21 protein-coding genes and 1 tRNA gene are annotated in these 22,815 nt (G+C 64.6%); 9 read left to right on the top strand and 13 right to left on the bottom strand.

The window, feature by feature from the left end; genetic code table 11:
- Position 1: 1 nt before the first annotated feature.
- From pcsA to V1479_RS10870, 3 genes are read right to left on the bottom strand one after another with little or no spacing between them, the layout of a single operon-like run.
- Positions 2–772 (bottom strand): phosphatidylcholine synthase, encoded by a 771-nt coding sequence (gene pcsA / locus V1479_RS10880; protein ID WP_368802913.1) that lies wholly within the window; start codon positions 770–772, stop codon positions 2–4.
- Positions 769–1,383, bottom strand: a complete 615-nt coding sequence (locus V1479_RS10875; protein ID WP_368802912.1) for a DUF1326 domain-containing protein — start codon at positions 1,381–1,383, stop codon at positions 769–771. The genes pcsA and V1479_RS10875 overlap by 4 nt, the downstream gene beginning before the upstream one ends.
- Before the next feature lie 14 nt (positions 1,384–1,397).
- On the bottom strand, positions 1,398–2,396 hold the full coding sequence (locus tag V1479_RS10870) for a DUF2182 domain-containing protein (RefSeq protein WP_368802911.1): 999 nt from the start codon (positions 2,394–2,396) through the stop codon (positions 1,398–1,400).
- On the opposite strand from V1479_RS10870, the gene V1479_RS10865 reads away from it, so the two are divergent.
- Entirely contained in the window at positions 2,377–3,561 is a 1,185-nt protein-coding gene (locus V1479_RS10865) for a UbiH/UbiF family hydroxylase (protein ID WP_368802910.1), read from the top strand. The two genes, V1479_RS10870 and V1479_RS10865, sit on opposite strands and share 20 nt — an antisense overlap.
- A gap of 3 nt (positions 3,562–3,564) precedes the next feature.
- On the opposite strand, the gene V1479_RS10860 is transcribed toward V1479_RS10865, so the two are convergent.
- Positions 3,565–4,527, bottom strand: a complete 963-nt coding sequence (locus V1479_RS10860; RefSeq protein WP_368802909.1) for an AEC family transporter — start codon at positions 4,525–4,527, stop codon at positions 3,565–3,567.
- 134 nt (positions 4,528–4,661) lie between these two features.
- On the opposite strand from V1479_RS10860, the gene hspQ reads away from it, so the two are divergent.
- On the top strand, positions 4,662–4,994 hold the full coding sequence (gene hspQ / locus V1479_RS10855) for a heat shock protein HspQ (RefSeq protein ID WP_173191107.1): 333 nt from the start codon (positions 4,662–4,664) through the stop codon (positions 4,992–4,994).
- Positions 4,995–5,076: 82 nt separating this feature from the next.
- Here hspQ and V1479_RS10850 read toward each other — a convergent pair whose 3' ends face one another.
- Entirely contained in the window at positions 5,077–5,709 is a 633-nt protein-coding gene (locus V1479_RS10850; protein ID WP_173191105.1) for an invasion associated locus B family protein, read from the bottom strand.
- A 238-nt stretch (positions 5,710–5,947) separates the two neighbouring features.
- Between V1479_RS10850 and V1479_RS10845 the strand changes: the two genes are divergently transcribed.
- Together V1479_RS10845 and V1479_RS10840 are read left to right on the top strand one after the other, a co-directional pair.
- Positions 5,948–7,759 (top strand): extracellular solute-binding protein, encoded by a 1,812-nt coding sequence (locus V1479_RS10845; RefSeq protein ID WP_438620517.1) that lies wholly within the window; start codon positions 5,948–5,950, stop codon positions 7,757–7,759.
- A 29-nt stretch (positions 7,760–7,788) separates the two neighbouring features.
- Complete coding sequence (locus tag V1479_RS10840; protein ID WP_368802908.1) at positions 7,789–8,475, top strand: DsbA family oxidoreductase; 687 nt, start codon at positions 7,789–7,791, stop codon at positions 8,473–8,475.
- An 82-nt stretch (positions 8,476–8,557) separates the two neighbouring features.
- Here the strand turns inward: V1479_RS10840 and V1479_RS10835 are convergent, their stop codons facing one another.
- Genes V1479_RS10835 through V1479_RS10825 form a run of 3 tightly spaced genes read right to left on the bottom strand, consistent with a single transcriptional unit; the run spans position 8,558 to position 12,650 of the window.
- Positions 8,558–8,833: a hypothetical protein gene (locus tag V1479_RS10835; RefSeq protein WP_368802907.1), complete on the bottom strand. Its 276-nt coding sequence runs from the start codon at positions 8,831–8,833 to the stop codon at positions 8,558–8,560.
- Positions 8,834–8,859: 26 nt separating this feature from the next.
- Positions 8,860–12,348: a transcription-repair coupling factor gene (gene mfd / locus V1479_RS10830; RefSeq protein ID WP_368802906.1), complete on the bottom strand. Its 3,489-nt coding sequence runs from the start codon at positions 12,346–12,348 to the stop codon at positions 8,860–8,862.
- Between the two features lie 14 nt (positions 12,349–12,362).
- The gene (locus V1479_RS10825; protein ID WP_368802905.1) at positions 12,363–12,650 is read right to left on the bottom strand and encodes an FAD assembly factor SdhE; all 288 of its coding nucleotides are present in this window, start codon (positions 12,648–12,650) and stop codon (positions 12,363–12,365) included.
- Between the two features lie 113 nt (positions 12,651–12,763).
- On the opposite strand from V1479_RS10825, the gene recG reads away from it, so the two are divergent.
- Positions 12,764–14,872, top strand: coding sequence for an ATP-dependent DNA helicase RecG (recG, locus tag V1479_RS10820; RefSeq protein ID WP_368803277.1), 2,109 nt, complete (start codon positions 12,764–12,766; stop codon positions 14,870–14,872).
- Positions 14,873–15,224: 352 nt separating this feature from the next.
- On the opposite strand, the gene glmS is transcribed toward recG, so the two are convergent.
- Both glmS and glmU read right to left on the bottom strand, forming a co-directional pair.
- Positions 15,225–17,048 (bottom strand): glutamine--fructose-6-phosphate transaminase (isomerizing), encoded by a 1,824-nt coding sequence (glmS, locus tag V1479_RS10815; RefSeq protein ID WP_368802904.1) that lies wholly within the window; start codon positions 17,046–17,048, stop codon positions 15,225–15,227.
- A gap of 139 nt (positions 17,049–17,187) precedes the next feature.
- The gene (gene glmU / locus V1479_RS10810) at positions 17,188–18,537 is read right to left on the bottom strand and encodes a bifunctional UDP-N-acetylglucosamine diphosphorylase/glucosamine-1-phosphate N-acetyltransferase GlmU (RefSeq protein ID WP_368802903.1); all 1,350 of its coding nucleotides are present in this window, start codon (positions 18,535–18,537) and stop codon (positions 17,188–17,190) included.
- Between the two features lie 134 nt (positions 18,538–18,671).
- Between glmU and V1479_RS10805 the strand changes: the two genes are divergently transcribed.
- Positions 18,672–19,604 (top strand): DMT family transporter, encoded by a 933-nt coding sequence (locus tag V1479_RS10805; RefSeq protein ID WP_368802902.1) that lies wholly within the window; start codon positions 18,672–18,674, stop codon positions 19,602–19,604.
- On the opposite strand, the gene V1479_RS10800 is transcribed toward V1479_RS10805, so the two are convergent.
- Positions 19,601–20,365, bottom strand: a complete 765-nt coding sequence (locus V1479_RS10800) for a cytochrome c biogenesis CcdA family protein (protein WP_368802901.1) — start codon at positions 20,363–20,365, stop codon at positions 19,601–19,603. The two genes, V1479_RS10805 and V1479_RS10800, sit on opposite strands and share 4 nt — an antisense overlap.
- Before the next feature lie 253 nt (positions 20,366–20,618).
- Here V1479_RS10800 and V1479_RS10795 point away from each other — a divergent pair, with 253 nt between their 5' ends.
- Positions 20,619–20,825: a hypothetical protein gene (locus tag V1479_RS10795; protein ID WP_368802900.1), complete on the top strand. Its 207-nt coding sequence runs from the start codon at positions 20,619–20,621 to the stop codon at positions 20,823–20,825.
- A 13-nt stretch (positions 20,826–20,838) separates the two neighbouring features.
- Here V1479_RS10795 and V1479_RS10790 read toward each other — a convergent pair.
- Positions 20,839–20,914, bottom strand: a tRNA-Lys gene (locus V1479_RS10790).
- 199 nt (positions 20,915–21,113) lie between these two features.
- Between V1479_RS10790 and V1479_RS10785 the strand changes: the two genes are divergently transcribed.
- Both V1479_RS10785 and V1479_RS10780 read left to right on the top strand, forming a co-directional pair.
- Positions 21,114–21,407: a helix-turn-helix domain-containing protein gene (locus tag V1479_RS10785; RefSeq protein WP_368802899.1), complete on the top strand. Its 294-nt coding sequence runs from the start codon at positions 21,114–21,116 to the stop codon at positions 21,405–21,407.
- A 149-nt stretch (positions 21,408–21,556) separates the two neighbouring features.
- Positions 21,557–22,009 (top strand): BA14K family protein, encoded by a 453-nt coding sequence (locus V1479_RS10780; protein WP_368802898.1) that lies wholly within the window; start codon positions 21,557–21,559, stop codon positions 22,007–22,009.
- Between the two features lie 68 nt (positions 22,010–22,077).
- Here the strand turns inward: V1479_RS10780 and V1479_RS10775 are convergent, their stop codons facing one another.
- Positions 22,078–22,806, bottom strand: coding sequence for a proteasome-type protease (locus V1479_RS10775; protein WP_368802897.1), 729 nt, complete (start codon positions 22,804–22,806; stop codon positions 22,078–22,080).
- Positions 22,807–22,815: the final 9 nt, after the last annotated feature.

Below are 22,815 nucleotides of genomic sequence, written 5' to 3'. Positions count from 1 at the left end.
GTCAGTCCTTTTTCAGTCCTAGTTTTGGGAAAAGCTGCATGATGCCGCCGATCACGAACAGGTAGACGCCCGTGATGCCGACACCGATGCGCACGATCTGCGACGAATCCATCTGCTGGAGCAGCGCCACGACGCCGAGAACACACCAGACGAGGAAGATGCCGAGGTTCAGCGGCCGCAGCCGCTTGACGCGCACCGGATGCAGGAAGTTGACCGGCGCGAACGAAAGGATCGCCGCGATCACGACGATGCCGAAGGAGACCCACTCACCGGGATGGATCACGAACAGGGTGAACACGACCATGTTCCAGACCACGGGGAACCCCTTGAAGAAATTCTCCTTCGTCTTCATGCCGGTGTCGGCATAGTAGATCGCGCTGGAAACGACGATAATCGCCGCCGACAGGAACGACAGACCCTCGCCCATGAAGCCGCTCTGGTAGAGCGCGAAGGCCGGAATAAGCACGTAGGTCACGTAGTCGATAATGTTGTCGAGCATCTCGCCCGACCATGTCGGCAGCACTTCCTTGACATCGAGCTTGCGCGCGATCGGGCCGTCGATGCCGTCGACGAACAGCGCGAGGCCGAGCCAAAGGAACATGGCCGTCCACTGCTTCTCGGCGGCAGAGACCAGCGACAGGAAGGCCAGGAACGAGCCCGAAGCCGTCAGCAGGTGCACCGAAAAGGCGCGCGCCTGCGGCCACGTCACCTTCTTCTTCGGTCTCGGAATACGCTGCGAGAGCTTCTTTTTCGGCGATAGTTCGTCTGTCACGGCCCACGCCAGTCCAGCTTGCAGATTTCGGCGGAGCGCCCGGCAAAGTTCCAGTTGCGGCCGAAGGCGCGCAGCCGGCTCTTGTCGGATTTGGCGACGATGATCTCCGGCGCGATCCAGTATTCGGAATTGGTGATGACCGTATCGTCGTCGCGGTTCTTGCCGGGGATTGGCGTCACCGCACCGTCGATGATCTTCGGGATCTGGAAGATGCGGGTCTTGTCGCGCACCTCGTAGCTGATCGGCGCGCGCTCGATGCCGAGGAACTTGCCGACAAGGATCGACAACAGGCCTGTGGTGCCGCCGGCCTTGCCGGAGAATATTTTGCCGATCGCCTTCTGTGCGTAGATCGAGGCGCGCTCGTCCACGAACAGCCCGGCCGTCCAGTTGCCGCGGCTCATATAGCCGGGGATTTCCATAATCAGCCCGAGATTGAGCCCGGATAGGTCGACATCGCCGAAATGACCGGAATCGATGCGGAACCCCGCCCAGGTCTGGCAATATCCCTCCGTCGGCGGATGCTGGCCGAGCGACAGGACGCAGGGGCAGAAGACGGTGCAGTTGCACGACAGCACCAGCTCCCCCTTCATCGCCCAACTTGTTTCGGCCATCGCCACCTCCTCGGCTACCACGAAACTACAAGCAGCACGGCTGCCCAGACAAGCAATATCGCGCCGGCGAGCCGCGTTGGAAGCGAACCCGCCGTTTCCTTTTCCACAAGACTGAACACCGCCAACAGCGCCATCCAGAAGATGTTCATGAGCCCAACGGCGAACATCACCAGCATCAGCGCCCAGCAGCAGCCCAGACACCAGAGCCCCTGTTCCGCCCCGAGGCGCAGGATGCGTGCGGGTCGCACGCTCCAGCGCGAGAACAGCACCGTGAATGGGTTGCGGCACTTTTCGAGGCACGCCGCCTTCAGGCGGCTGAACTGGTAGAGCCCTGCCAGCAACAGCGCCAGCGCGGCAACCGACGCCTCCACCGGCCCGAGACCACCGGCGACCGCGCCTGCCTGCCGCAGCGCCACGGTCAGCGCCGTAAACAGCGCGGATGCGATAAGCCACACGCCGAGATAGCCTGCGACCAGCACCAGCGGATGCGCGACCGGCTCCCCCTTGCGGGCGGCGGTATCGGCAATCTCGCAATAGGTGCGCACCATCGGCGCGGCCGTCGGCAAAATCATCGCCACCGCCATCAGGAACCACATCGCCAGCAGCGCCAGGAACTCGGCCACGGGATCGCCGGCAGGCAACGGCGACAGGCAGAGCGCGAAGAAGCGTTCCAGAAATGCCGGCAACGGCAGGTCGGGCAGCGCCGCCAGCAGGTCGGCTCCAGGCCCTTGCGTTGCCGGCAGCGCGCCCTGTGAGACCCGATGCGCCATAGCGGCAAGCACCAGCCATGACAGACCCACGGCCAGGCCAACGCTTGCATAGACGAGCGCCTTCGCGCGGCCTGCCAGCCCGGCGGCCATCCGGCTGGGCGTATCAAGCCTCGAAAAGTCGTCGCGCAACTCGCTCATCTCGCCGCAATGGGCCAATTCGACACGTTGATCAAGATCGCCCCGCCGCCCTATATGCCAAACGGGCACCATGCGGAGCAGATCCATGAAGATTGAAGCTGACATCGTCGTCGCCGGAACCGGCCCGGTAGGCCTCATGTCCGCACTCTCTCTCGGGCGCGCCGGGTTCCGTGTGGCGCTGGCCGGGCCACCCGCCAATCTCGCCGACCGGCGCACGACGGCGCTGATGAAGCCGTCTCTGGATTTCCTCGATGAACTAGGCCTGCTGGATGCGCTGCGCACCGATGCCGCGCCCTTGAAGGTCATGCGCATCGCCGACGCGACACAGCGCCTGCTGCGCAGCCCCGTCGTCACCTTCCGCGCCAGCGAGATCGGTGAAGACTATTTCGGGCTCAACATTCCCAACCGCCGCCTGCTGGCCGCGCTAGACGAGGCCGTTTCAGCGAGCAAGAGCGTCGAACGCGCCGAAACCACCGTCTCCCACTGGAATATCGATGCCGACTCCATCGAGGCCGAGCTTGCCGACGGCCGAACCGTATCGGCCCGGCTCGCGGTCGCGGCCGATGGGCGTATGTCGCCGGCGCGCGAGGCTGCCGGCATCACTGTTAGCGCCGGGAGTACGGGCCAGTCGGCGCTGGTGCTGGATTTCGCCCACGCGCGGCCCCACAACGACACGTCGACGGAGTTTCACACCGAAGATGGGCCATTCACGCTTGTGCCGCTGTCCGGACAGCGCTCCAGCCTCGTCTGGGTCACGCGCCCGCATCGCGCGGAGGAACTGGTCCGGCTTTCGGATGACGAACTGTCGCTCATCGTCGAGGAACGCATGCAGTCCATGCTCGGGCGCGTCATCGTCGAGCCCGGCCGGCAGGTGTTTCCGCTCAGTTCCGCCCTTCCCCGCCGCTTTGCCGCGAACCGCGTCGCGCTCGTCGGCGAGGCGGCTCACATCTTCCCGCCGATCGGCGCGCAGGGGCTCAATCTCGGCATTCGCGACGTCGAAAGCCTGCTGGATACGGCGATGCGCCATTCCGACGATCCAGGATCGCCGGCGGCACTTTCAGCCTATGATCGTCGCCGCCGCCCCGACATTCTGGCGCGGTCGTCGGCCGTCAACATGCTCAACCGCTCGCTGCTTTCGGACATGCTTCCGGTGCAGCTCATGCGCACCGCCGGGCTGAGCCTGCTGGGTGCCGCGCCGCCTCTGCGCGCGCTGTTCATGCGCGAGGGGCTGCGCACCGGCAGCGGTTTCGGCAGCGTCTTCCGGGTCTGACGATCAGGGAAACAGGTCCGGCGGCAATATGCCGTTGCGGATGAGATAGAGCAGCCCGGTCACCGACACGACCGACAGAACGGTGGTCAGCAGCAGGCTCGCCGAGGCGCGCTGCACCCACACACCGTATTGCTGGGCGATCACGAAAACGTTCGTCGCGGTCGGCAGCCCCGCCAGCAGGACCGCCGAAAACACCCATACTTCCGAAAAATTGCCGATCAGGCTGAGCACCAGATAGCAAAGGATCGGGTGCACCACGAGCTTCAGCGTCACGATCGCGCCGAGTTCGCGCGGCACGCGGCGCAGCGGCTGCAGGGCAAGCGTGACCCCCATGACGAACAGCGCGCAGGGCGCGGCCGCCTGCGCCAGATATTCCAACAGCCGCGCCACCGGAACCGGCGGCTCGAATTTGAGCCATGCCGCCAGGACGCCGACGGCGGTGGCGATGATGAACGGGTGCAGTGCGATGCGCTTGACGACGCCGAGCGCCACCTGGCCGGGCGACGCTTTTTCGTCGCCCGCAAGCGCCATCATCGTCGGCGCGATCGCGAAATGCAGCACGTTCTCGAAACAGAAGATCAGCGCCACCGGCACCGCGGCCTCCGGCCCCAGCGCAAGCAATGCGAGGCCCGGCCCCATATAGCCGATATTGCCGTAGGCGGCCGCCAGTCCCTTGATCGTGCTCTCGGCGATCTCGCCACGCGAGACGATCACCGAGCCGACAAACATCAAGCTGAAGACCAGATAGGTGGAAAGCACAACCCCGAAGATGTAGCGCCACTCGGTCAACTGCTCGATGGGGGTCCGCGCGATCAGCTGGAAGAACAGCGCCGGCAACGCGATGTAGACGATGAACGTGTTCATCCACCCGAGCGCTTCGAGCGGCTGGCGGGTGATGCGCGCGGCGATCGCGCCAAGCAGGATCATGCCGAAGAAAGGCAGAACAAGTCCGACGATGTCTGCCATGGCAACCTTGGGAAATACCGGTCTGTCGAAGGGGCTGATGCTGCGCGGCTACCCTGCCCGCCGCGGCCCGTCAAGCGCGGCAAGGATTGAATTGTGCGCTGCAATGCGCCAAATAGACCCGATGGTGCAAAGAAATGCGTGAAGCAAAAGTAGCAAAGTTCCGGATCGGACAGGTCGTGCGGCACCGCCTGTTTCCGTTTCGCGGCGTGATTTTCGACGTCGATCCCGAGTTCGCGAATACCGAAGAATGGTACGAAGCGATCCCCGCCGAGGTACGCCCGCGCAAGGATCAGCCGTTCTACCATCTGCTCGCGGAAAACGACGAAACCGAATACGTCGCCTACGTGTCGGAGCAGAACCTGCTCGACGACAGTTCTGGCGAGCCGGTGCGTCATCCGCAACTGGCCGAGTTTTTCGACAAGACCAGCGACGGCCACTACGCACCGAAGGGTCGCGCCCAGCACTGACAGGCTTCGTCCGCCGGACGGACGGCATAAAAAAAGCGGGCCGGATGGCCCGCTTTTTTTGTTTCCGGTCTGATGCGGGGCCTTAGTTGCCCTGCTTCGCCTTTTCCTGCTCTTCGCGCAGCTTCTTGGCGAAATCGTCGGTGTTCTTGCTGACGAAGTCCTGAATCTGGCGCTGGCGGTCCTCAAGGTCCGACTGCTGCAGCGGCTCACCGTCGAAGGCTGCCGTGAAGCCTGCCAGCGAAACCTTGATCGGGTTCGCCTGGTTCTGGAAGTTGACCGAGGTCAGCGTCAGTTCCGAGCCGCGCTTGAAGGAAGCGACGAGCTGGTCGTTGAGCTGGCCTTCCGCGATGCAGCGGTCCGGCAGGCAAAGCATGTAGTCGAGCTTCTGGGCCTGGCCGCCATCGATCTGCAGGCCGATGCCGGGAGGCATCATGCGGCCGGTCGGAACCGTTACCTGGAACACGCGGCGGTTGGTCTTGCCCTTCACCTCGATCAGGCTGATGCCGGTGAGAAGCTGGCCGGTATCGGCAACCTTGATGTTCTGCACGTTGCAGATGTCCACGTCTTCCTGCTTGCTGCAGGCCTTGAACCAGCCTTCCGGCAGTTGCTGCTGCTGTTGCTGGGCAGCGGCCGGCAGGGTGGCGGTCACGGCGACGCCAAGAGCACCGGCGGCCAGGATGGAAAGTCGGGTCGCATTGGTTTTGCGGCGGTTCATTGGGTCGTTTTCCTCTCAGAAAGTGAGCTGTGGCGCGCGCCGACGGTCGGCCCGCTACTGCGGATCAATTGCGGCGACAGCATGACTCCTCGCGCCTGTTACACCGCCAGCTTGCCGGAATCCAGACCTGCGGCGAAATTTGGCGACGTGCAAGGCGGGGATTCCTGCCCGCGCGCCTCCCATGTTACGGTGCCGGCGAATCAGCCGTTTCAACATGGGTCAGTGCCGGAGCATGGTCATGCGCCTGTCGCCTCTTTCCGCCGTCCTGGCGCTTGCCCTCCTGCTGCCCATCCCGCTGGCGGAAGCCGGGGAAGGACCTAGCCACGCGATCGCCATGCATGGCGAGCCGGACCTTCCGGCCGACTTCCAGCATTTTCCCTACGCGAACCCGGACGCGCCGAAGGGCGGGCGCATCGACTATGCGCTGCAGGGCACCTTCGACAGCCTCAATCCGTTCATCGTCCAGGGCGACGGCGCACGGGGCCTGTTCGACCAGTTCCTCGGCAACAACGTCTTCGAGACGCTGATGGCGCGCTCGCGCGACGAGGCCTTCACGCTCTACCCGCTGCTCGCGAAAACCGTCGAAACGGACGAGGAGCGCAGCTTCATTGAGTTCACGCTCGATCCGCGCGCGAAATTCTCCGATGGCGAGCCGGTGACGGCCGACGACGTCATCTTCTCGATGGAACTCCTGCTGGAAAAGGCCCGGCCGATCTACCAGAACTGGATCAAGGCGGCGCAGAAGATCGAGAAGGTCGGCGAGAACGGTGTGCGCTTCACCTTCAAGCCGGATGCGGGCCGCGAGGCGCCGCTGCTGCTCGCGATGCTGCCCATCCTGCCCGCACACGCGATCGACCGCGAGCGTTTCGACAAGTCGTCGCTCGAGCCGATGATCGGCTCCGGCCCCTATGTCGTCGAAAGCGTGCGTCCCGGCGAACTGGTCGTGATGAAGCGCAACCCGGACTATTGGGCGAAGGACATTCCCTCCAAGCGCGGCTTCGACAATTACGACGAGGTCCGGATCAACTACATCCGCGACGACAACACGATGTTCGAGGCCTTCAAAAAGGGCGTCGTCACGCTGTTCGAGGAAACCGACACCGGCCGCTGGTCGACCGGCTACGACTTTCCTGCTGTCAGTGCCGGGCGGGTGGTAAAGGACGCGTTCCCGATCGAGCAGCCGTCCGGCATGTATGGCTTCGTGATGAACACGCGCCGGCCGGTTTTCCAGGACCGCGCCTTCCGCCAGGCGCTGGCCGGGCTCTTCGATTTCGAATGGGCGAACCGCAACCTGTTCAACGGCGCCTACACGCGCACGCGCAGCTATTATGACGGATCGTCGCTTTCCTCGCATGGCGTGCCGGCAAGTGATGCGGAGCGCGCGCTGCTGGCGCCCTACCCCGACGCCGTCCTGCCGGAGATCATGGACGGCACGTACAAGCTTCCCGCTTCCGACGGCTCCGGCCGCGACCGGGAATTCCTGCGCACCGGCATGGATGCGCTGAAAGCCGCCGGCTACAGGCTCGACGGGCGGCAGCTCGTCGACGCGAACGGCCGCCCGGTGACGTTCGAGATCATGCTCAACGGCCCGTCCGGTCAGGCGCTGGCCATGGCATGGGCCCGCACGCTGGAGCGTCTCGGCATCCGCGCCACGGTCCGTATCGTCGACAGCGCCCAGTATCTCCAGCGCCAGCGCACCTACGATTTCGACATCATGCTGATGCGCTACACCTCGTCGCTGTCGCCCGGCGCCGAGCAGATCGGCCGCTGGGGCTCGGTGACGCGCGACCTCGACGGCACCTACAATTTCGCCGGCGTCGCCGACCCCGCCGTCGACGCGATGATCGAGGCCCTGCTTGCCGCCCGCACGCGCGAAACGTTCGAGACGGCCGTGCGCGCCTTCGACCGGGTTCTGATGAGTGGCGCCTACGTCGTTCCGCTCTATCATCAACCCGACAAGTGGGTGGCGCGCTGGAACCAGATCGAGCGCCCGGAGGCGACACCCGTCTACGGGCCGCAATTCCCCACCTGGTGGCATGCGGCCGAATAGACCGGCCCCCGCAGCCGAAGGAGATCGACATGAGCGAAGAGAACGGCATCACCGTCGACGTCATTTCCGACGTCGTCTGCCCCTGGTGCTTCATCGGCATGAAGCGGCTGGAAACAGCGATGACGCTCGCCGGCGACGTTCCGGTCAGCGTCCGCTGGCGTCCCTACCAGCTCGACCCGACCATTCCGGCCGGCGGCGTCCCGCGCAAGGAATACATGCTGAACAAGTTCGGCAGCGCTGAGCGCCTCAAGGAAATCCACGCGCAGGTCTCGCAGCTCGGCGAGGCCGAAGGCATCCGGTTCAATTTCGAGGCCATCCAGACTTCGCCCAACACGCTCGACGCGCACCGGCTGATCCGCTGGGCGGCATCGCCCAAGGCCCCCGCCGGCACGCAGGGGCCGGTGGTGCGGCGGCTGTTCGAACAGTTCTTCGAGGAAGCCCGCGACATCGGCGACCGCGCCGTACTCGTGGAAACCGCCGTCGAAGCCGGCATGGACGGCTCGCTGGTCGAGGCGCTGCTATCGTCCAACGCTGACGCCGAATCCGTGCAGAGCGAGATCGCGACCGCCGCCCAGATGGGCGTGCGCGGCGTGCCCTGCTTCCTGCTCGAAGGCAAATACGCCGTGATGGGCGCGCAGGACGCCGAGACGCTCGCCGACGCCATCCGCCAGGTCGCTGTTGCGAAGGCTAAGGGCGAGCTTTCGAACGAGGCTTAAGCACTCCCGGCCACGCCCGCGCTACCCCGGCTGCATGTGAGGGTCTACCGGAGGATCATTATCCGCTTGCTCAGCCAAACGATCACCAGTAGTCGAAACGACGATTAAGCTTAAATCGCCGAATAACAGCGATAAGAAATGAAATTACACAATAAATGACAAAAAAAGAGAAGAATGTTTCAATTTCTCCAAAATACAATATGTCAACTGACATTGCCACGACCGCAGCGAAGCGAAACCATTTAACATTTTGCTGATCGAATATCGAACTTCCGGTGATTTGATACGTCCGACGCTCGATAATCGCCGCCGCATTAACCAGCAAGCCAGCAAATATAAACAAACCAAACTCCAGCATAAGACGACCTCCCCGCCCACAACCTACTAGGCCGCCACCTTCTCCGCCAGTCGCGCGAGTTGCGTCATCACCACGGCCGATCCGGCCAGCCGCTTCTGTGCGCTCGGCCATTCGCGCATCAGCACGATCGAATGGTCGGGCCTGATCTTGGCCAGCGAACCCTGCTCGCCGATGAAACGCACCAGCCCGGCCGGGTCGGGGAACGCCTTGTTGCGGAAGTGGATGACCACCCCCTTGGGCCCGGCGTCGAGCTTCTCGACATTGGCCTTGCGGCACAGCGCCTTGATGAACACGATCTTGAGCAGGTGGTCGACCTCTTCGGGCAGCGGGCCGAATCGGTCGATGAGCTCCGCTCCGAACCCGTCGATCTCCTCCGGCGTCTCCAGATCGGCAAGCCGGCGATAGAGCGCAAGACGAAGCTGAAGGTCCGGCACGTAGCCTTCGGGGATCATCACCGAGGTACCGATGGCGATCTGCGGCGACCAGCTTCCGTCGGCGACCTCGCCCGAGCCGCGCAGTTCCGCGACGGCTTCCTCCAGCATCTGCTGGTAGAGCTCGAAGCCGACTTCCTTGATGTGGCCCGACTGCTCCTCCCCCAGCAGGTTGCCGGCGCCGCGAATGTCGAGGTCGTGGCTGGCAAGCTGGAAGCCCGCGCCAAGTGTGTCCAGCGACTGCAGCACCTTGAGCCGGCGCTCGGCAAGCTGCGTCAGCGTTCGGTTGGCCGGCAGCGTGAACAGCGCATAGGCGCGCAGCTTCGAGCGGCCGACACGACCGCGCAACTGGTAGAGCTGCGCCAGCCCGAACATATCGGCCCGGTGCACGATCATCGTGTTGGCGGTCGGGATGTCGAGGCCGGATTCGACGATCGTGGTCGACAGCAGCACGTCGTACTGCCCGTCGTAAAAGGCGTTCATGATGTCGTCGAGCTCGCCCGCCGGCATCTGTCCGTGCGCGGTCGCGACCTTCAGCTCCGGCACCTGCTCTTCCAGGAACTGCCGCACCTCGGCGAGATCAGAAATGCGCGGCACCACATAAAAACTCTGGCCGCCGCGATAGCGCTCGCGCAGCAGCGTCTCCCGGATCACCAGCGAATCGAAGGGCGAGATGAAGGTGCGCACCGCCATGCGATCCACCGGCGGCGTGGTGATTAGCGACAGTTCCCGCACGCCCGTCAGCGCAAGCTGCAGCGTGCGGGGGATCGGCGTTGCCGAAAGGGTGAGCACATGTACGTCGCTTTTCAGCTCCTTCAGCCGCTCCTTGTGCTTGACGCCGAAATGTTGCTCCTCGTCGACGATCAGCAGCCCGAGATTCTTGAACGTGATCGATGAGCCCAGCAGCGCGTGGGTGCCGACCACGATGTCGACTGTGCCGTCGGTGATGCCCTTTTTCGTCTCGGCCAGTTCCTTGGAGCCGACCAGTCGCGAAGCCTGCCGCACGGTGACAGGCAGGCCGGAAAAGCGCTGGCTGAAGGTACGAAAATGCTGGCGGGCCAGAAGCGTCGTCGGCACCACCACCGCCACCTGGAACCCTTCCATGGCGGCGAGGAAGGCGGCGCGCAGCGCAACCTCGGTCTTGCCGAAGCCCACGTCGCCGCAAATCAGCCGATCCATCGGCCGGCCGGCCGCCAGATCGTCGCTGACGGCATCGATCGCCGCCTGCTGGTCGTCCGTCTCGTCATAGGGGAAGCGCGCGGCGAACTCGCCATAGAGCCCGTCGGGCGGCGTGATCACCGGCGCCGGCCGCATCTGGCGCTCGGCGGCGAGATTGATGAGCTGCCCCGCCATCTCCAGCAGCCGGCGCTTGAGCTTCGCCTTGCGCGACTGCCAGGCAACGCCGCCCAGCTTGTCGAGCACTGTTTCGGCGGCATCAGAGCCGTAGCGCGACAAAAGCTCGATATTTTCGACCGGCAGGAAAAGCCGGTCGTCGCCCGCATAGCGGATTTCGAGGCAATCGTGCGGCGCGCCGGCAGCCTCGATGGTGCGCAGGCCCACGAACCGGCCGATGCCATGGTCTGCATGCACGACGATGTCGCCGGCCGAAAGTGCGGCGACTTCCGCAATGAAATCAGACGCCTTGCGCCGCTTCTTGCTGCGCCGAACCAGCCTGTCGCCGAGAATGTCCTGCTCGGCGACGACGACGAGTTGCTCGGTCTCGAAACCCGCCTCGAGCGGCAGCACCACGAGGCCGGCCTCGCCCGGCTTGAGCTTCGCTGCTTCCGCCAGCGAGCCGACGCGCTTCAGGTTTTCAAGCTGGTGTTCGGCAAGGATCTGGGTCAGCCGGTCGAGCGAGCCCTCGCTCCAGCCCGCAACCAGCACGCGACGCCCCGCGGCGCGCAACGCGGCGATGTGGCGAACGGCGTGGTCGAACACGTTCGCCTTGGGGTCGGCGCGCTCCTCGGCGAAGTTCCGGCCGCCATGGGCGCCGGCGTGGCGCAGCGTGCGGCCGCTCGTCTCCGGCACCTCGAACGGGGTGAACTCCGCGGATCGGCGGCTGGCGGTGCGGCCCGAAACCTCGTCCGGCGTCAGGTAGAGCAGGTCCGGCTTCACCGGCTTGTAGGGCACGGCCTCGCCCATGCCGGCGGCCGGCTGGCGCACGCGCGCCTCGTAATGATCCTCGATCAGCGCATGGCGCTCGCCGATCGCCTCGCGCGTCAGATGATCGAAGATGACCGGCACGTCGGGCAGATAGTCGAACACCGTGTCGAGCCGTTCGTAGAACAGCGGCAGCCAGTGCTCCATGCCGGCAAAGCGCCGGCCCTCGCTGACCGCCGCATAGAGCGCGTCGTCGCGCGAGGGCGCGCCGAATGCCTCGATATAGGCGCGGCGGAAACGGCTGATCGTGTCGGGCGTCAGCGTCACCTCGCTCATCGGCTTGAGCGTCAGCGACGGGCGCTGGCCGGTCGTGCGCTGGCTCGCTACGTCAAAGGCGCGGATCGATTCCAGCGTATCGCCGAAGAAATCCAGCCGCAGCGGATCGTCGCCCGGCGCGTAGAGATCGAGAATGCCGCCGCGGACGGCGAACTCGCCGACATCGCGCACGGTCGGAACGCGCTCGAAACCGCTGGTTTCCAGTCGGGCGGCAAGCTCGTTCATGTCGACCTGATTGCCCGGCTTCGCAACGAAACTCTGCGCAGCGATCGCATCCGCAGGCGGCATGCGCTGCAAAAGCGCGTTGGCGCTCACCAGAATCACCGCACGATGAGGCTTCTCGGCCAGTGCCGCCATTGCGGCCATCGCGTCGAGGCGCCTGGCGGCGGCATCGGAACCCGGCGAAACGCGGTCATAGGGCAGGCAGTCCCAGGCAGGCAGTTCGAGAACCGGCAGGTCGGGCGCGACGAAAGCGAGCGTTTCGGCAATGGCTGGCAGCCGCTGCCCATCGCGAACGACGAAGATCAGCGGTTGCTCGCCCAGCCCGGCGGCAATAGCCGCCAGCGCGAAGGCTTCGTATCCGTCGGCAACACCGTCGACGACGGTGGGGCCGTCCTGCGCAAGGCGGATGGGGTCGATGAGGCTCATGGTTCGGTCGTCACTCAGGCAAGCGGCGTTTCGCGATATGTCAGGATCTTCGCGAACACCTCGTTGTCGTGGCGGGTTGGCACGGCGGCCTCGCCCGTCACCCATTTCAGAATATCGGCATCGGGCTCCGCCATCAGCGCCTCATAGGCCGTCAGCTCGCCATCGGTGAGCCGGCCGATCTCGCCGTCCGCAAAGCTGCCGAGGATCAGGTCGACCTCGCGCATGCCCCGGTGCCAGGAGCGGAAAAGCGCCTTGCGGCGGCGGATGTCGAGATCGGCGCTGGACCGCGTGGTTCCGGTCATGATCGGGAAAACCCCAAGGGTCTGTGGAAAGCCATGGATGAATGGCGCATATAGCGGCTGGCGACGCCAATGTCAGCCTTTGCGGACACGGTCTGCCGACATATGGTCGGCCGATGCGCCCTTCCCTGCTCGATCCGCTGTTTTCACCCGTCACCACGCTCGACGGCGTCGGCCCGAAAGTGGCCGGCCTGATCGCCAACGTGGTGCCAATGGATACGGGCGGTCGCGAGGCGCGCGTCGGCGACCTGCTGTTCGTCCTGCCGCATTCGATGATCGACCGGCGCACGCGCTACCTGATCGCCGACGCGCCGGAGACCGTCGTGGTCACTCTCGAGGTGACTATCGGCCGGCACCAGCCGCCGCCGCGCGGCAACCGCTCCGTGCCTTATCGCGTCTATGCGTATGACGAGAGCGACGAGATCGCGCTGACCTTCTTCCACGCCCGGCAGGAGTGGCTGGCAAAAGCCCTGCCGGAAGGCGAGCGCATGCTGGTTTCCGGCCGCATGGAGTGGTTCAACGGCCGCCCCTCCATGGTACATCCGGACCACATGGTGCCCGTGGCGCGCGCGGGCGACCTGCCGCTGGTGGAACCGGTCTACCCACTGACCGCCGGGCTTTCCGGCAAGGTGCTTCGCCGCGCGATTCTCGGTTCCGTCGCCCGCCTGCCCGACCTGCCGGAATGGCTGGATGGCGAATTGATGCGGCGGCACAGTTTTCCGGCCATTCGCATGGCGCTGCACCGTCTGCACGAGCCCGCCGATCCGCTCGACATTTCACCGGAAGGTGCTGCCTGGCGGCGCCTCGCCTATGACGAGTTGCTGGCGGGACAACTCGCGCTGGCGCTCGTGCGGGCTCGCATCAGGCGGACGACGGGCCGGCCGCTCGTCGGCGACGGCAGGCTCGAGGCGGCGATCCGCGCCGCACTGCCCTATTCGCTCACCGGCTCGCAGGAAGCCGCGCTTGAGGAAATCCACGCCGACCTCGCCTCGCCCGACCGGATGCTGCGGCTGCTGCAGGGCGACGTCGGCTCGGGCAAGACGGTGGTCGCCTTGCTTGCGATGGCGCGGGCGGCCGAAGCAGGCGGGCAGGCGGCGCTCATGGCGCCGACCGAAATCCTCGCCCGCCAGCATCTCGCTACCATCGCGCCGCTTGCCGCCCGCGCCGGCTTGCGCGCGGTGGTGCTGACAGGGCGCGAGAAGGGCCGCGAGAGGGCCGAAATCCTCGCAGGCATCGCATCGGGTGCAATCCATTTCGTGCTGGGCACCCACGCCCTGTTCCAGGAAAGCGTGGTCTTCCACGACCTCGCGCTGGCGATCATCGACGAACAGCATCGGTTCGGCGTCCATCAGCGTCTGGCGATTTCGGCCAAGGGCGAGGCCGTCGACATGCTGGTGATGACCGCGACGCCGATCCCGCGCACGCTGGTGCTCACCGCCTTCGGCGACATGGACGTGTCGCGGCTGACCGAAAAGCCGGCCGGCCGCCGGCCCATCCAGACGGTGACGCTGCCGCTGGAGCGGCTCGGCGAACTGGTGGAGCGCATGCGAAAGGCCGTTGCCGAGGGACAGAAGGTCTACTGGATCTGCCCGCTGGTGGAAGAATCCGAGGAAGTGAAGCTGATGTCGGCGGAAGACCGCTTTGCCGCCTTGCAGCCGGACTTCGGGGAAAAAGTCGGCCTGATCCACGGCCGCATGAACGGCCGCGACAAGGACGAAGCCATGCGCGCCTTCAAGGAAGGCGAAACACTGCTTCTGGTCGGCACGACGGTGGTTGAGGTCGGCGTTGACGTGCCGGACGCCACCATCATCGTCATCGAGCACGCCGAGCGCTTCGGTCTCGCGCAGCTACACCAGTTGCGCGGCCGCGTCGGGCGCGGCGACAAGCCCTCGTCTTGCGTGCTTCTCTACAAGGAACCGCTCGGCCTCGTCGCCAAGCAGCGCCTGTCGGTGATGCGCGAGACCGAGGACGGGTTCCGCATCGCCGAGGAGGACCTGAAATTGCGCGGCGAAGGCGAGTTGCTCGGAACCCGCCAGTCGGGCACACCGGGTTTCCGCGTGGCGCGGCTCGACCACCATTCCGACCTTTTGGAGATCGCGCGCGACGACGCGCGCGTCATGCTCGACCGCGACCCCGACCTGCGCTCACCTCGTGGCGAAGCACTGCGGGTCCTCCTCTACCTCTACGGCCGCGACGACGCTGTGCGCCTGCTGCGGGCGGGGTAGTTCCGTCGGGCGGGGTAGTTAAGTCGATTTCCGTGCCCTAAAAGATCTCGTGCGTCCTTCGAGGCTCGCTTCGCTCGCACCTCAGGATGAGGGAGGTGGATTGATCGAACCCACTCACCGCGGGCTCGATGCGCTACAGTCCTGATCCCGAGGTGCGAGCCCGCAAGCCGCTTGCAGCTTGGCTACAGACTTTCGAGGGCGAGCCTCGGAGATGGGGAGGTGGTGCAGTCGAGCCAGCGACACCTCGCGTTCGAGCGCCAACCGCCCTCATCCTGAGGTGCGAGCCCGCAACACCGCCTGCAGCTTGGCTACAGACTTCCGACGGCGAGCCTCGAAGGACGCACCCCGTTTCCTACTCCACCGTCACCGACTTGGCGAGGTTGCGCGGCTGGTCGACGTCGGTGCCCATGAACACCGCCGTATAATAGGCCAGCATCTGGATCGGCAGCGAATAGACGATCGGCGAGATGATCTCGGGCACGTCGGGCACGATGATGGTGTCGAGCGTGTCGATGGTCGAGTGCTTGGCGCCCTTGGCATCGGTAATCAGGATGATCTTGCCGCCGCGCGCCGCCACCTCCTGCATGTTCGACACGGTCTTTTCGAAGATGCGGTCATGCGGGGCGATCACGATCACCGGCATCTGCTCATCGATCAGCGCGATCGGCCCGTGCTTGAGCTCGCCCGCCGCATAGCCCTCGGCGTGGATGTAGGAGATTTCCTTGAGCTTGAGCGCGCCTTCCATCGCCAGCGGATAGTTGGTGTCGCGGCCGAGATAGAGCACGTGCTTGTAGTGCGAGAGGTCGCGCGCGAGCTTCTCGATCTGCCCGGCGAGCTTCAGCGTCTGGTTGGCGAGTTTGGGCGCCTCCGAAAGCTGGCGTACCAGAAGCTTCTCACCCTCGGCATCAACCTCGCCGCGCGCCGCGGCCGCCTTGACGGCCAGCGATGCCAGCACCGAAAGCTGGCAAGTGAACGCTTTGGTGGACGCGACGCCGATCTCGGGCCCGGCCAGCGTCGGGAAGATGCCGTCGGATTCGCGCGCGATGGTGGATTCGCGCACATTGACGATCGCGCCGATCGGCAGGCCCTCCTGCCGGCAATAGCGTAGCGAAGCCAGCGTGTCGGCGGTCTCGCCCGACTGCGAGATGAAGAGTGCCCCGCTCTGCTTCGACAGCGGCATTTCGCGATAGCGGAACTCCGAGGCGATATCGATGTCGACCGGCAGGCGCGCATGGCGCTCGAACCAGTATTTGCCGACCAGCCCCGCGAGATAGGCCGTGCCGCACGCGGAAATGGCGAGGCGATCGATCTTGCCGAAATCGAACGGCGTCTCGAAATCCTTGGCGACGCCGTTGGCGAAGTCGAGATAATGCGCCAGCGTGTGGGAAACCACTTCCGGCTGCTCGTAAATCTCCTTCTCCATGAAGTGGCGGTAGTTGCCCTTGTCGACAAGATAGCTGCTGCCAATGGACTGCTGGCGCTTGCGGTCGACCGGCTTGCCTTCGATGTCGAAGATTTCCATTCCGCCGCGGCGCACCACCGCCCAGTCGCCGTCTTCCAGATAGGTGATGGCGTTGGTGAAGGGAGCGAGCGCGATGGCGTCCGAGCCCAGATACATCTCACCCTCGCCGTGGCCGACGGCCAGCGGCGGGCCGTTGCGCGCGCCGATGATCATGTCTTCGTCGCCCCGGAACATGATGGCGAGCGCGAAGGCGCCTTCGAGCTGCTTCAGCGCATTGTGCGCGGCCTCGACGGGGCCGAGCCCCTTCGCCAGCTCCCTTGAGACGAGATGAGCCACGACTTCGGTGTCGGTCTGCGAGGCGAATTCATAACCGTCGGCGATCAGCGAAGACCGCAGCTCTGCGAAGTTCTCGATGATGCCGTTGTGAACGATCGCGACGTCGTTGGAGAAATGCGGATGCGCGTTGGTCTCGTTCGGCACGCCGTGGGTGGCCCAGCGCGTGTGGCCGATGCCGATCGTGCCGTCGAGCGGCTCCTCGCCCAGCCGCTTCTCCAGGTTGACGAGCTTGCCCTCGGCCCGGCGGCGACCCAGCCGTCCGTGGTCAATTGTCGCCACGCCCGCGGAATCGTACCCGCGATATTCCAGCCGCTTGAGCGCGTCGACAATCAGCGGCGCAACGGGCGCGCGCCCGACGATCCCAACGATTCCGCACATCTTTCCAGACCCTTCCCGTTCCGCCCCGATCCGCCGGATTGATAGTGTTCCGGAGACTTACGCAGAAATCACATATGGTTTCAGTTCATATCCAATAAATGCAGCAGACGCCGCCTACAACAAAGGCCTGACGATACGGTTACTTGCCCGCCTGGGCCGCCAGCTTCTCGCGTAGCCGGCGCCCGAGCCCTTCCTTGTTTTCCTGCCGCGCGCGGCCGAAGGCAAGGGCATCGTCGGGCACGTTCGCCGTAATCACGCTGCCGGAAGCGATGTAGGCCCCCTCGCCAATGGTCACCGGTGCGACCAAGGAGGTATTCGTTCCCACGAATGCGCCTGCCCCGATCTCCGTATGGTGCTTGGCATAGCCGTCATAGTTGCAGGTGATCGTGCCGGCGCCGAGATTGGCCTTGGCGCCGACATGGGCGTCGCCCACATAGGACAGGTGGTTGACCTTGGCGCCCGCGTCGACGACCGCGTTCTTCACCTCGCAGAAATTGCCGACCTTGGCCTTGGTGCCGATCTGCGCGCCGGGACGAAGCCGCGCGAACGGGCCAATTTCGGAATTCTCGCCGACGATCGCCTTCTCAAGGTGCGAAAAGGCGCGGATGCGCGCGCCGGCGGCGACCTTGACCCCCGGCCCGAAGAACACGTTCGGTTCCAGCACCGCATCCGGCGCGATCTCGGTGTCGTGGGAAAGATGCACGCTGTCGGGGTCGAACATCGACACGCCGTCCAGCATCAGCTCCCGCCGCCGCCGGCGCTGCCAGATCGCCTCGGCCTCGGAGAGTTCGAGCCGGTTGTTGATGCCGAGCACGTTTTCGTAGGGCGCTTCCGTCGCCACCACCTTCAGCCCCTGCCCCGCGGCGATCTCGACGATGTCGGTCAGGTAATATTCGCCCTTGGCGTTGTCGTTCTTCACCGCGTCGAGAAGCGGCAGCGCATGAGCGCCGGCAATCGCCATCAGGCCGCCATTGCAGAAATCGATGGTGCGCTCGGCAGCGCTCGCGTCGCGTTCCTCGCGAATCGCCACCAGCGCGCCATTCTCCTCGATCAGCCGTCCGTAGCCGGTCGGGTCCGGCGCGCGAAATCCCATGACGACGACCGCCGCGCCCTTGGCCAGTTCCGCGCGCAGGTCTGCGAGGGCCTCGGCCTGCACCAGCGGCGTGTCGCCGAAGACGACGAGGACGTCGTCATAGCCGCGCGCAATCTTTTCGCGGGACGCCAGCACCGCATGCGCCGTGCCCAGCCGCTCGGACTGCAGGAAAACCTCGGCCTCCGGCGCAAAGGGCAGCACCGCCTCGCGCACCGTGTCCGCCTCGCGCCCAACCACGACCGCCACCTCGGTCGCCTCGTCGCGCCTTGCCGCCTTGACGACATGCGCCACCATCGGCAGGCCGGCGATCGGATGCAGCACCTTGGGCAGCGCGCTCTTCATGCGGGTTCCTTCGCCAGCGGCGAGAATGACGGACAGGCACGTTCTTTGGCTCATTGAGGCGTTCCGGCTTATCGATTGAACGGGAATCCGATCCTCTGTAACACCACGATCGGCCCGCTCCAATCCTCCCGGTTCGTTGCCAGACGATGCAATGGCGGCGAATGAACTCCAGCTACCGGAATCATGCCTTGACCGACAACACCTCCCGCATGACCCGGCTTGCAATACCGATCATGCTGCTCGCGCCGCTGTTCTTCTCGAGCAATCTGGTGTTCGGCCGTGGCACGATCGGCGAAGTCTCGCCGTTCATGCTGGCCTTCCTGCGCTGGCTGGCGGTGGCTTTGGCACTCTCCCCCTTCATGCTGCGGGAACGGACGGTCATCGGCAGCGTCGTGCGCGCGCATTGGAAAACGCTGGCGCTGCTCGCCTTCCTGGGCATGTGCGTATGCGGCGCCGGGGTCTATCTCGCGCTTCGGTGGACATCGGCCACCAACGGCACGCTGATCTACACCACCTCACCGGTCATCATCCTGCTTCTGGAAGCCATGTTCAGGGGCCGGCGAATCGGCCTGCGCGAGGGCGTCGGTTCCCTCATCGCCTTTGTCGGCATCGCAACCATCTTGCTGCGCGGCGACCCGCTGGCGCTGTTCTCGCTCGACTTCAATCTCGGCGACCTGCTGTTCGTGGCAGCGGCAATCGCCTGGGCGACCTATTCCATCATCTATCGCGCGCCCTACCTTCAGCGCCTTTCCAATGCCGCGCTTCTCGGCCTGCTGGCTGCAATCGGGGCCACGCTTCTCCTGCCGGCCGCGGCGCTTGAGTGGTTCAACGGCGCGGCAATCCCTTCCACCGGCTCGGCCTGGGGCGGCATCGCCGGCATCGTCATCTTCGCCTCGCTGCTGGCATTCTCGAGCTTCCAGTTCGGTCTGCGCCAGCTTGGGCCTTCGCTCACCGGCGTCTTCATGTACCTGATGCCGCCCTACGGCGTGCTCATGGCCGTGGGGTTCCTGGGCGAAAGGCTGGAGGCGTTCCACATCGCCGGCATCGCACTGGTCATGGCCGGCATCGTGCTTGCCACCTTTCCGGTGGCATGGCTGCGCGAAAGGCTGTGGCGCGCCTAGCCCAGCGTGCCGAGCGTCGGGAAGGTTTCCAGCAGCCAGTAGGATGCCGCCTGGATGCCGCCCGTCAGGAACAGCACGCCGGCGATCACGAGCAACACGCCCATGACCTTCTCGACACGGCCCAGATGCATGCGGAAACGACCGAGGAACCGCATGAACGCGCCTGAGAACAGCGCGGCCAGCAGGAACGGGATGCCGAGGCCCAACGAGTAGGCCGCGAGAAGCAGCGCGCCCTCGCCGACGGTATCTCGACCGCCGGCAAGCGTCAGGATCGGGCCCAGCACCGGCCCGATGCAAGGCGTCCAGCCGAAGGCGAAGGCAAGCCCCATCACATAGGCTGCCGCCATGCTGGCCGGCTTGCCGCCGGGCTGGAAACGGGCCTCGCGCGACAGCAGCGGAATGCGGATCACGCCGAGGAAATTGAGCCCCATGGCGATGATGAGCACACCCGCGACCATCGCCAGTTCCTGCTGCCACACGCGCAGCAGCCCGCCGATGGTCGAGGCGCCGGCGCCCAGCGCCACGAATACGGTTGTAAAGCCCAGCACGAAAGCGAAGGAGGCGTTCATCAACGCCAGGCGCGGCGGATTTGCCGCAACGGTTGCAGCGCTGCCGGATGTCGTCTCGCTAGCCCGGAAGTCGTCCATCGATACCCCCGCCATGTAGCAGAGATAGGGCGGCACCAGAGGCAAGACGCATGGCGACAGGAACGAGATCGCGCCTGCTCCGACAGCGCTGAGATAGCCGACATCCACTGCCATATGATCGTTACCTGCGTCAGTTCGATTTTGGCCACGATATAGACGCTGGCGCGCACGTGCTCCAATCATCAAAACGTGTCATAGGGTCGCTGTACCTGCCGGGGGATCGAATTGCTTGCGCGTCGTCCCGGTTCGGACGAAGCGTCCGCAGCGTCCGATTGTGCCAAAATCGCACACAAAGCCGCCCGCATTAACGCATCGTAAACCCTGACGCTGCGATAGGCCCCTCCCGGAGCAGACAGGCGGGACAGCAGTGCAGGACAACAATCGTTTTGAGCGCATCGAGGAACCCTTCGGCACCTGGATGGTATGGGACAATTGGCATGACGAGCCCGCAAAACTCGGTTCGCTGTCTTTGGTGGGGCTATCCTATAGCTCCGCAGCCTTGCTTTGCGAAAAACTCAACGATCCGAATGCTGAGCCTGCCGCCGAGCCAGACAGAAATCGTAGGAAGATATAGACGGGGCATTTTCTGGTGAGCGCGCAGGGGCTCGAACCCTGGACCTACTGATTAAAAGTCAGTTGCTCTACCAACTGAGCTACGCGCTCCCGTGGCGCGCCCGAAGCGGCCTGGAAATTGCGCGCGAACATAGGGAGCGCGCCTGACGCGGTCAACCGCAAAAACAAGTGTACAGCCAAGCAGCTCAACCGCCTGCCTTTGCAGCCTCGCGGCATCTATCAAAGGGCGTTGCGGCACAATCTGCCGGTTGATACGATTTCGCGTCAAGTCATCGGAAAGGCTCTGCAATTGCTGCCTGCACAATGCCGCGCCGGGCGCGCGCTGATCGAATGGACAATCGACGACTTGGCTCGCGCTTCAGCCGTAACTGCCGCCGTGATCGCCGACTTCGAAACAGGCCGCACACCTGTCGAGCCGGCGTCGATCGATGCCATCGCAGCGGCGCTCGAGCATGGCGGCGTCCGATTTATCCCTGAGGGCGGTGGCGGGGCCGGGGTACGGCTCAAGTTCACGCGATCGGAAGTGGCGCGAATTGCGACGCTGGAAAACGAAGGCGGTATTGTCGCGGAAGACGATGTTTAGTCTGCTTCCAGGTAGTGCGACTAATACAAGAGCGTAGCTTGTAGACACTTATAAAGAAGCATAGCCTTCCGGAACGTTCCGGTCGAATGATCGTTTAAGCGCTTGAAGGGATTGGAACGCACGATTTGTTGGACGCAAGGAGACCCGGCATGTTGAAGATCGTTTCCAGTATCTGCGCTGCGGCGATGGCGCTTTCGGTGCCGTTCGTCGCGCCTGCGACCGCGGCGATGCCCTCGCCGGCACCCGCATGGGAAAGACTGGGCCCGACTGAAGTTCAGTACCGTGAGCGCTACCGGGATGGGTATCGTCACCATTATCGTGGCGATCGCCGCGGCTATTATCGCGGCCATCGCGGCTATCGCGACCGCAGGCCGGGCTATCGCTATCACAACGGCTACTGGTTCCCGCCTGCAGCTTTCATCGCCGGCGCCATTATCGGCGGCGCTATTGCCGCTCAGGAACCGCCGATCCGCTACCGCCCGCGCGGCGGCAACGCCCACGTCGATTGGTGCTATTCGCGCTACCGGTCCTACAGGGCCTACGACAACACGTATCAACCCTATAACGGACCGCGCCGCCAGTGCCGCTCGCCATACGGCTGATCCGAGTCTGAGCTTGAAAACAAATAGGGCCCGCTCGCGGGCCCTTCTTTTATGCTGAAAAGGTCAGGCTAAGGCTTGAAGTCGGGCAAGCTCTTGAAGGCCGATTTCAGAGCATCCGACCAACCATCGGAAATCTCCCGATAATAAGCGTCGTCGGAGCCGATGCGCTTTCTGTAGGTCACTTCGAAAGTGTCACGCTCGTAGAATAGAAGATCGAGCGGCAGGCCCACCGACAGGTTCGATTTCACGGTGGAATCGAAGGATACCATGAGCAGCTTGACGGTTTCGGCGAACGTCATGGACGGATCATAGGCGCGAACGAGGATCGGCTTGCCGTATTTCGTCTCGCCGATCTGGAAGAACGGCGTGTCGTCGCTCACCTCGATGAAGTTGCCTTCTGGATAGACCATGAAAAGCCGCGGCTCGGTCCCCTTGATCTGCCCGCCCAGAATGAAGGAGGCGCCGAACGCGTCGGCATTCTGGCCGACCGGGGCGGAGCTGGAGATCACCTCCTTCACCGTATCGCCGATCAGCCGCGCGGTCTGGTACATCGACGGCGTCTTGAGGATCGACGGTTCCCGGTCCTCCGGCGCCTTGGAGCGCTCGTCGAGCAGGCTCACAACCGCCTGCGTGGTGGCCAGGTTTCCGGCCGCGAGCAGTACCAGCACGCGTTCTCCCGGCATCTCCCACGTATACATCTTGCGGAAGGTCGAGATCGAGTCGACCCCGGCATTGGTGCGCGTGTCCGACATGAAGACGAGACCGCGGTCGATCTTGAGGCCTACGCAATAGGTCATGAATCAGGC

The sequence above is a fragment of the Neoaquamicrobium sediminum genome, from assembly GCF_040970315.1.
In the GTDB taxonomy this organism is placed as follows: Bacteria; Pseudomonadota; Alphaproteobacteria; order Rhizobiales; family Rhizobiaceae; genus Aerobium; species Aerobium sediminum.
Note: the sequence above shows the minus strand (reverse complement) of the source record. Positions and strands in the feature narration are given on the sequence as shown.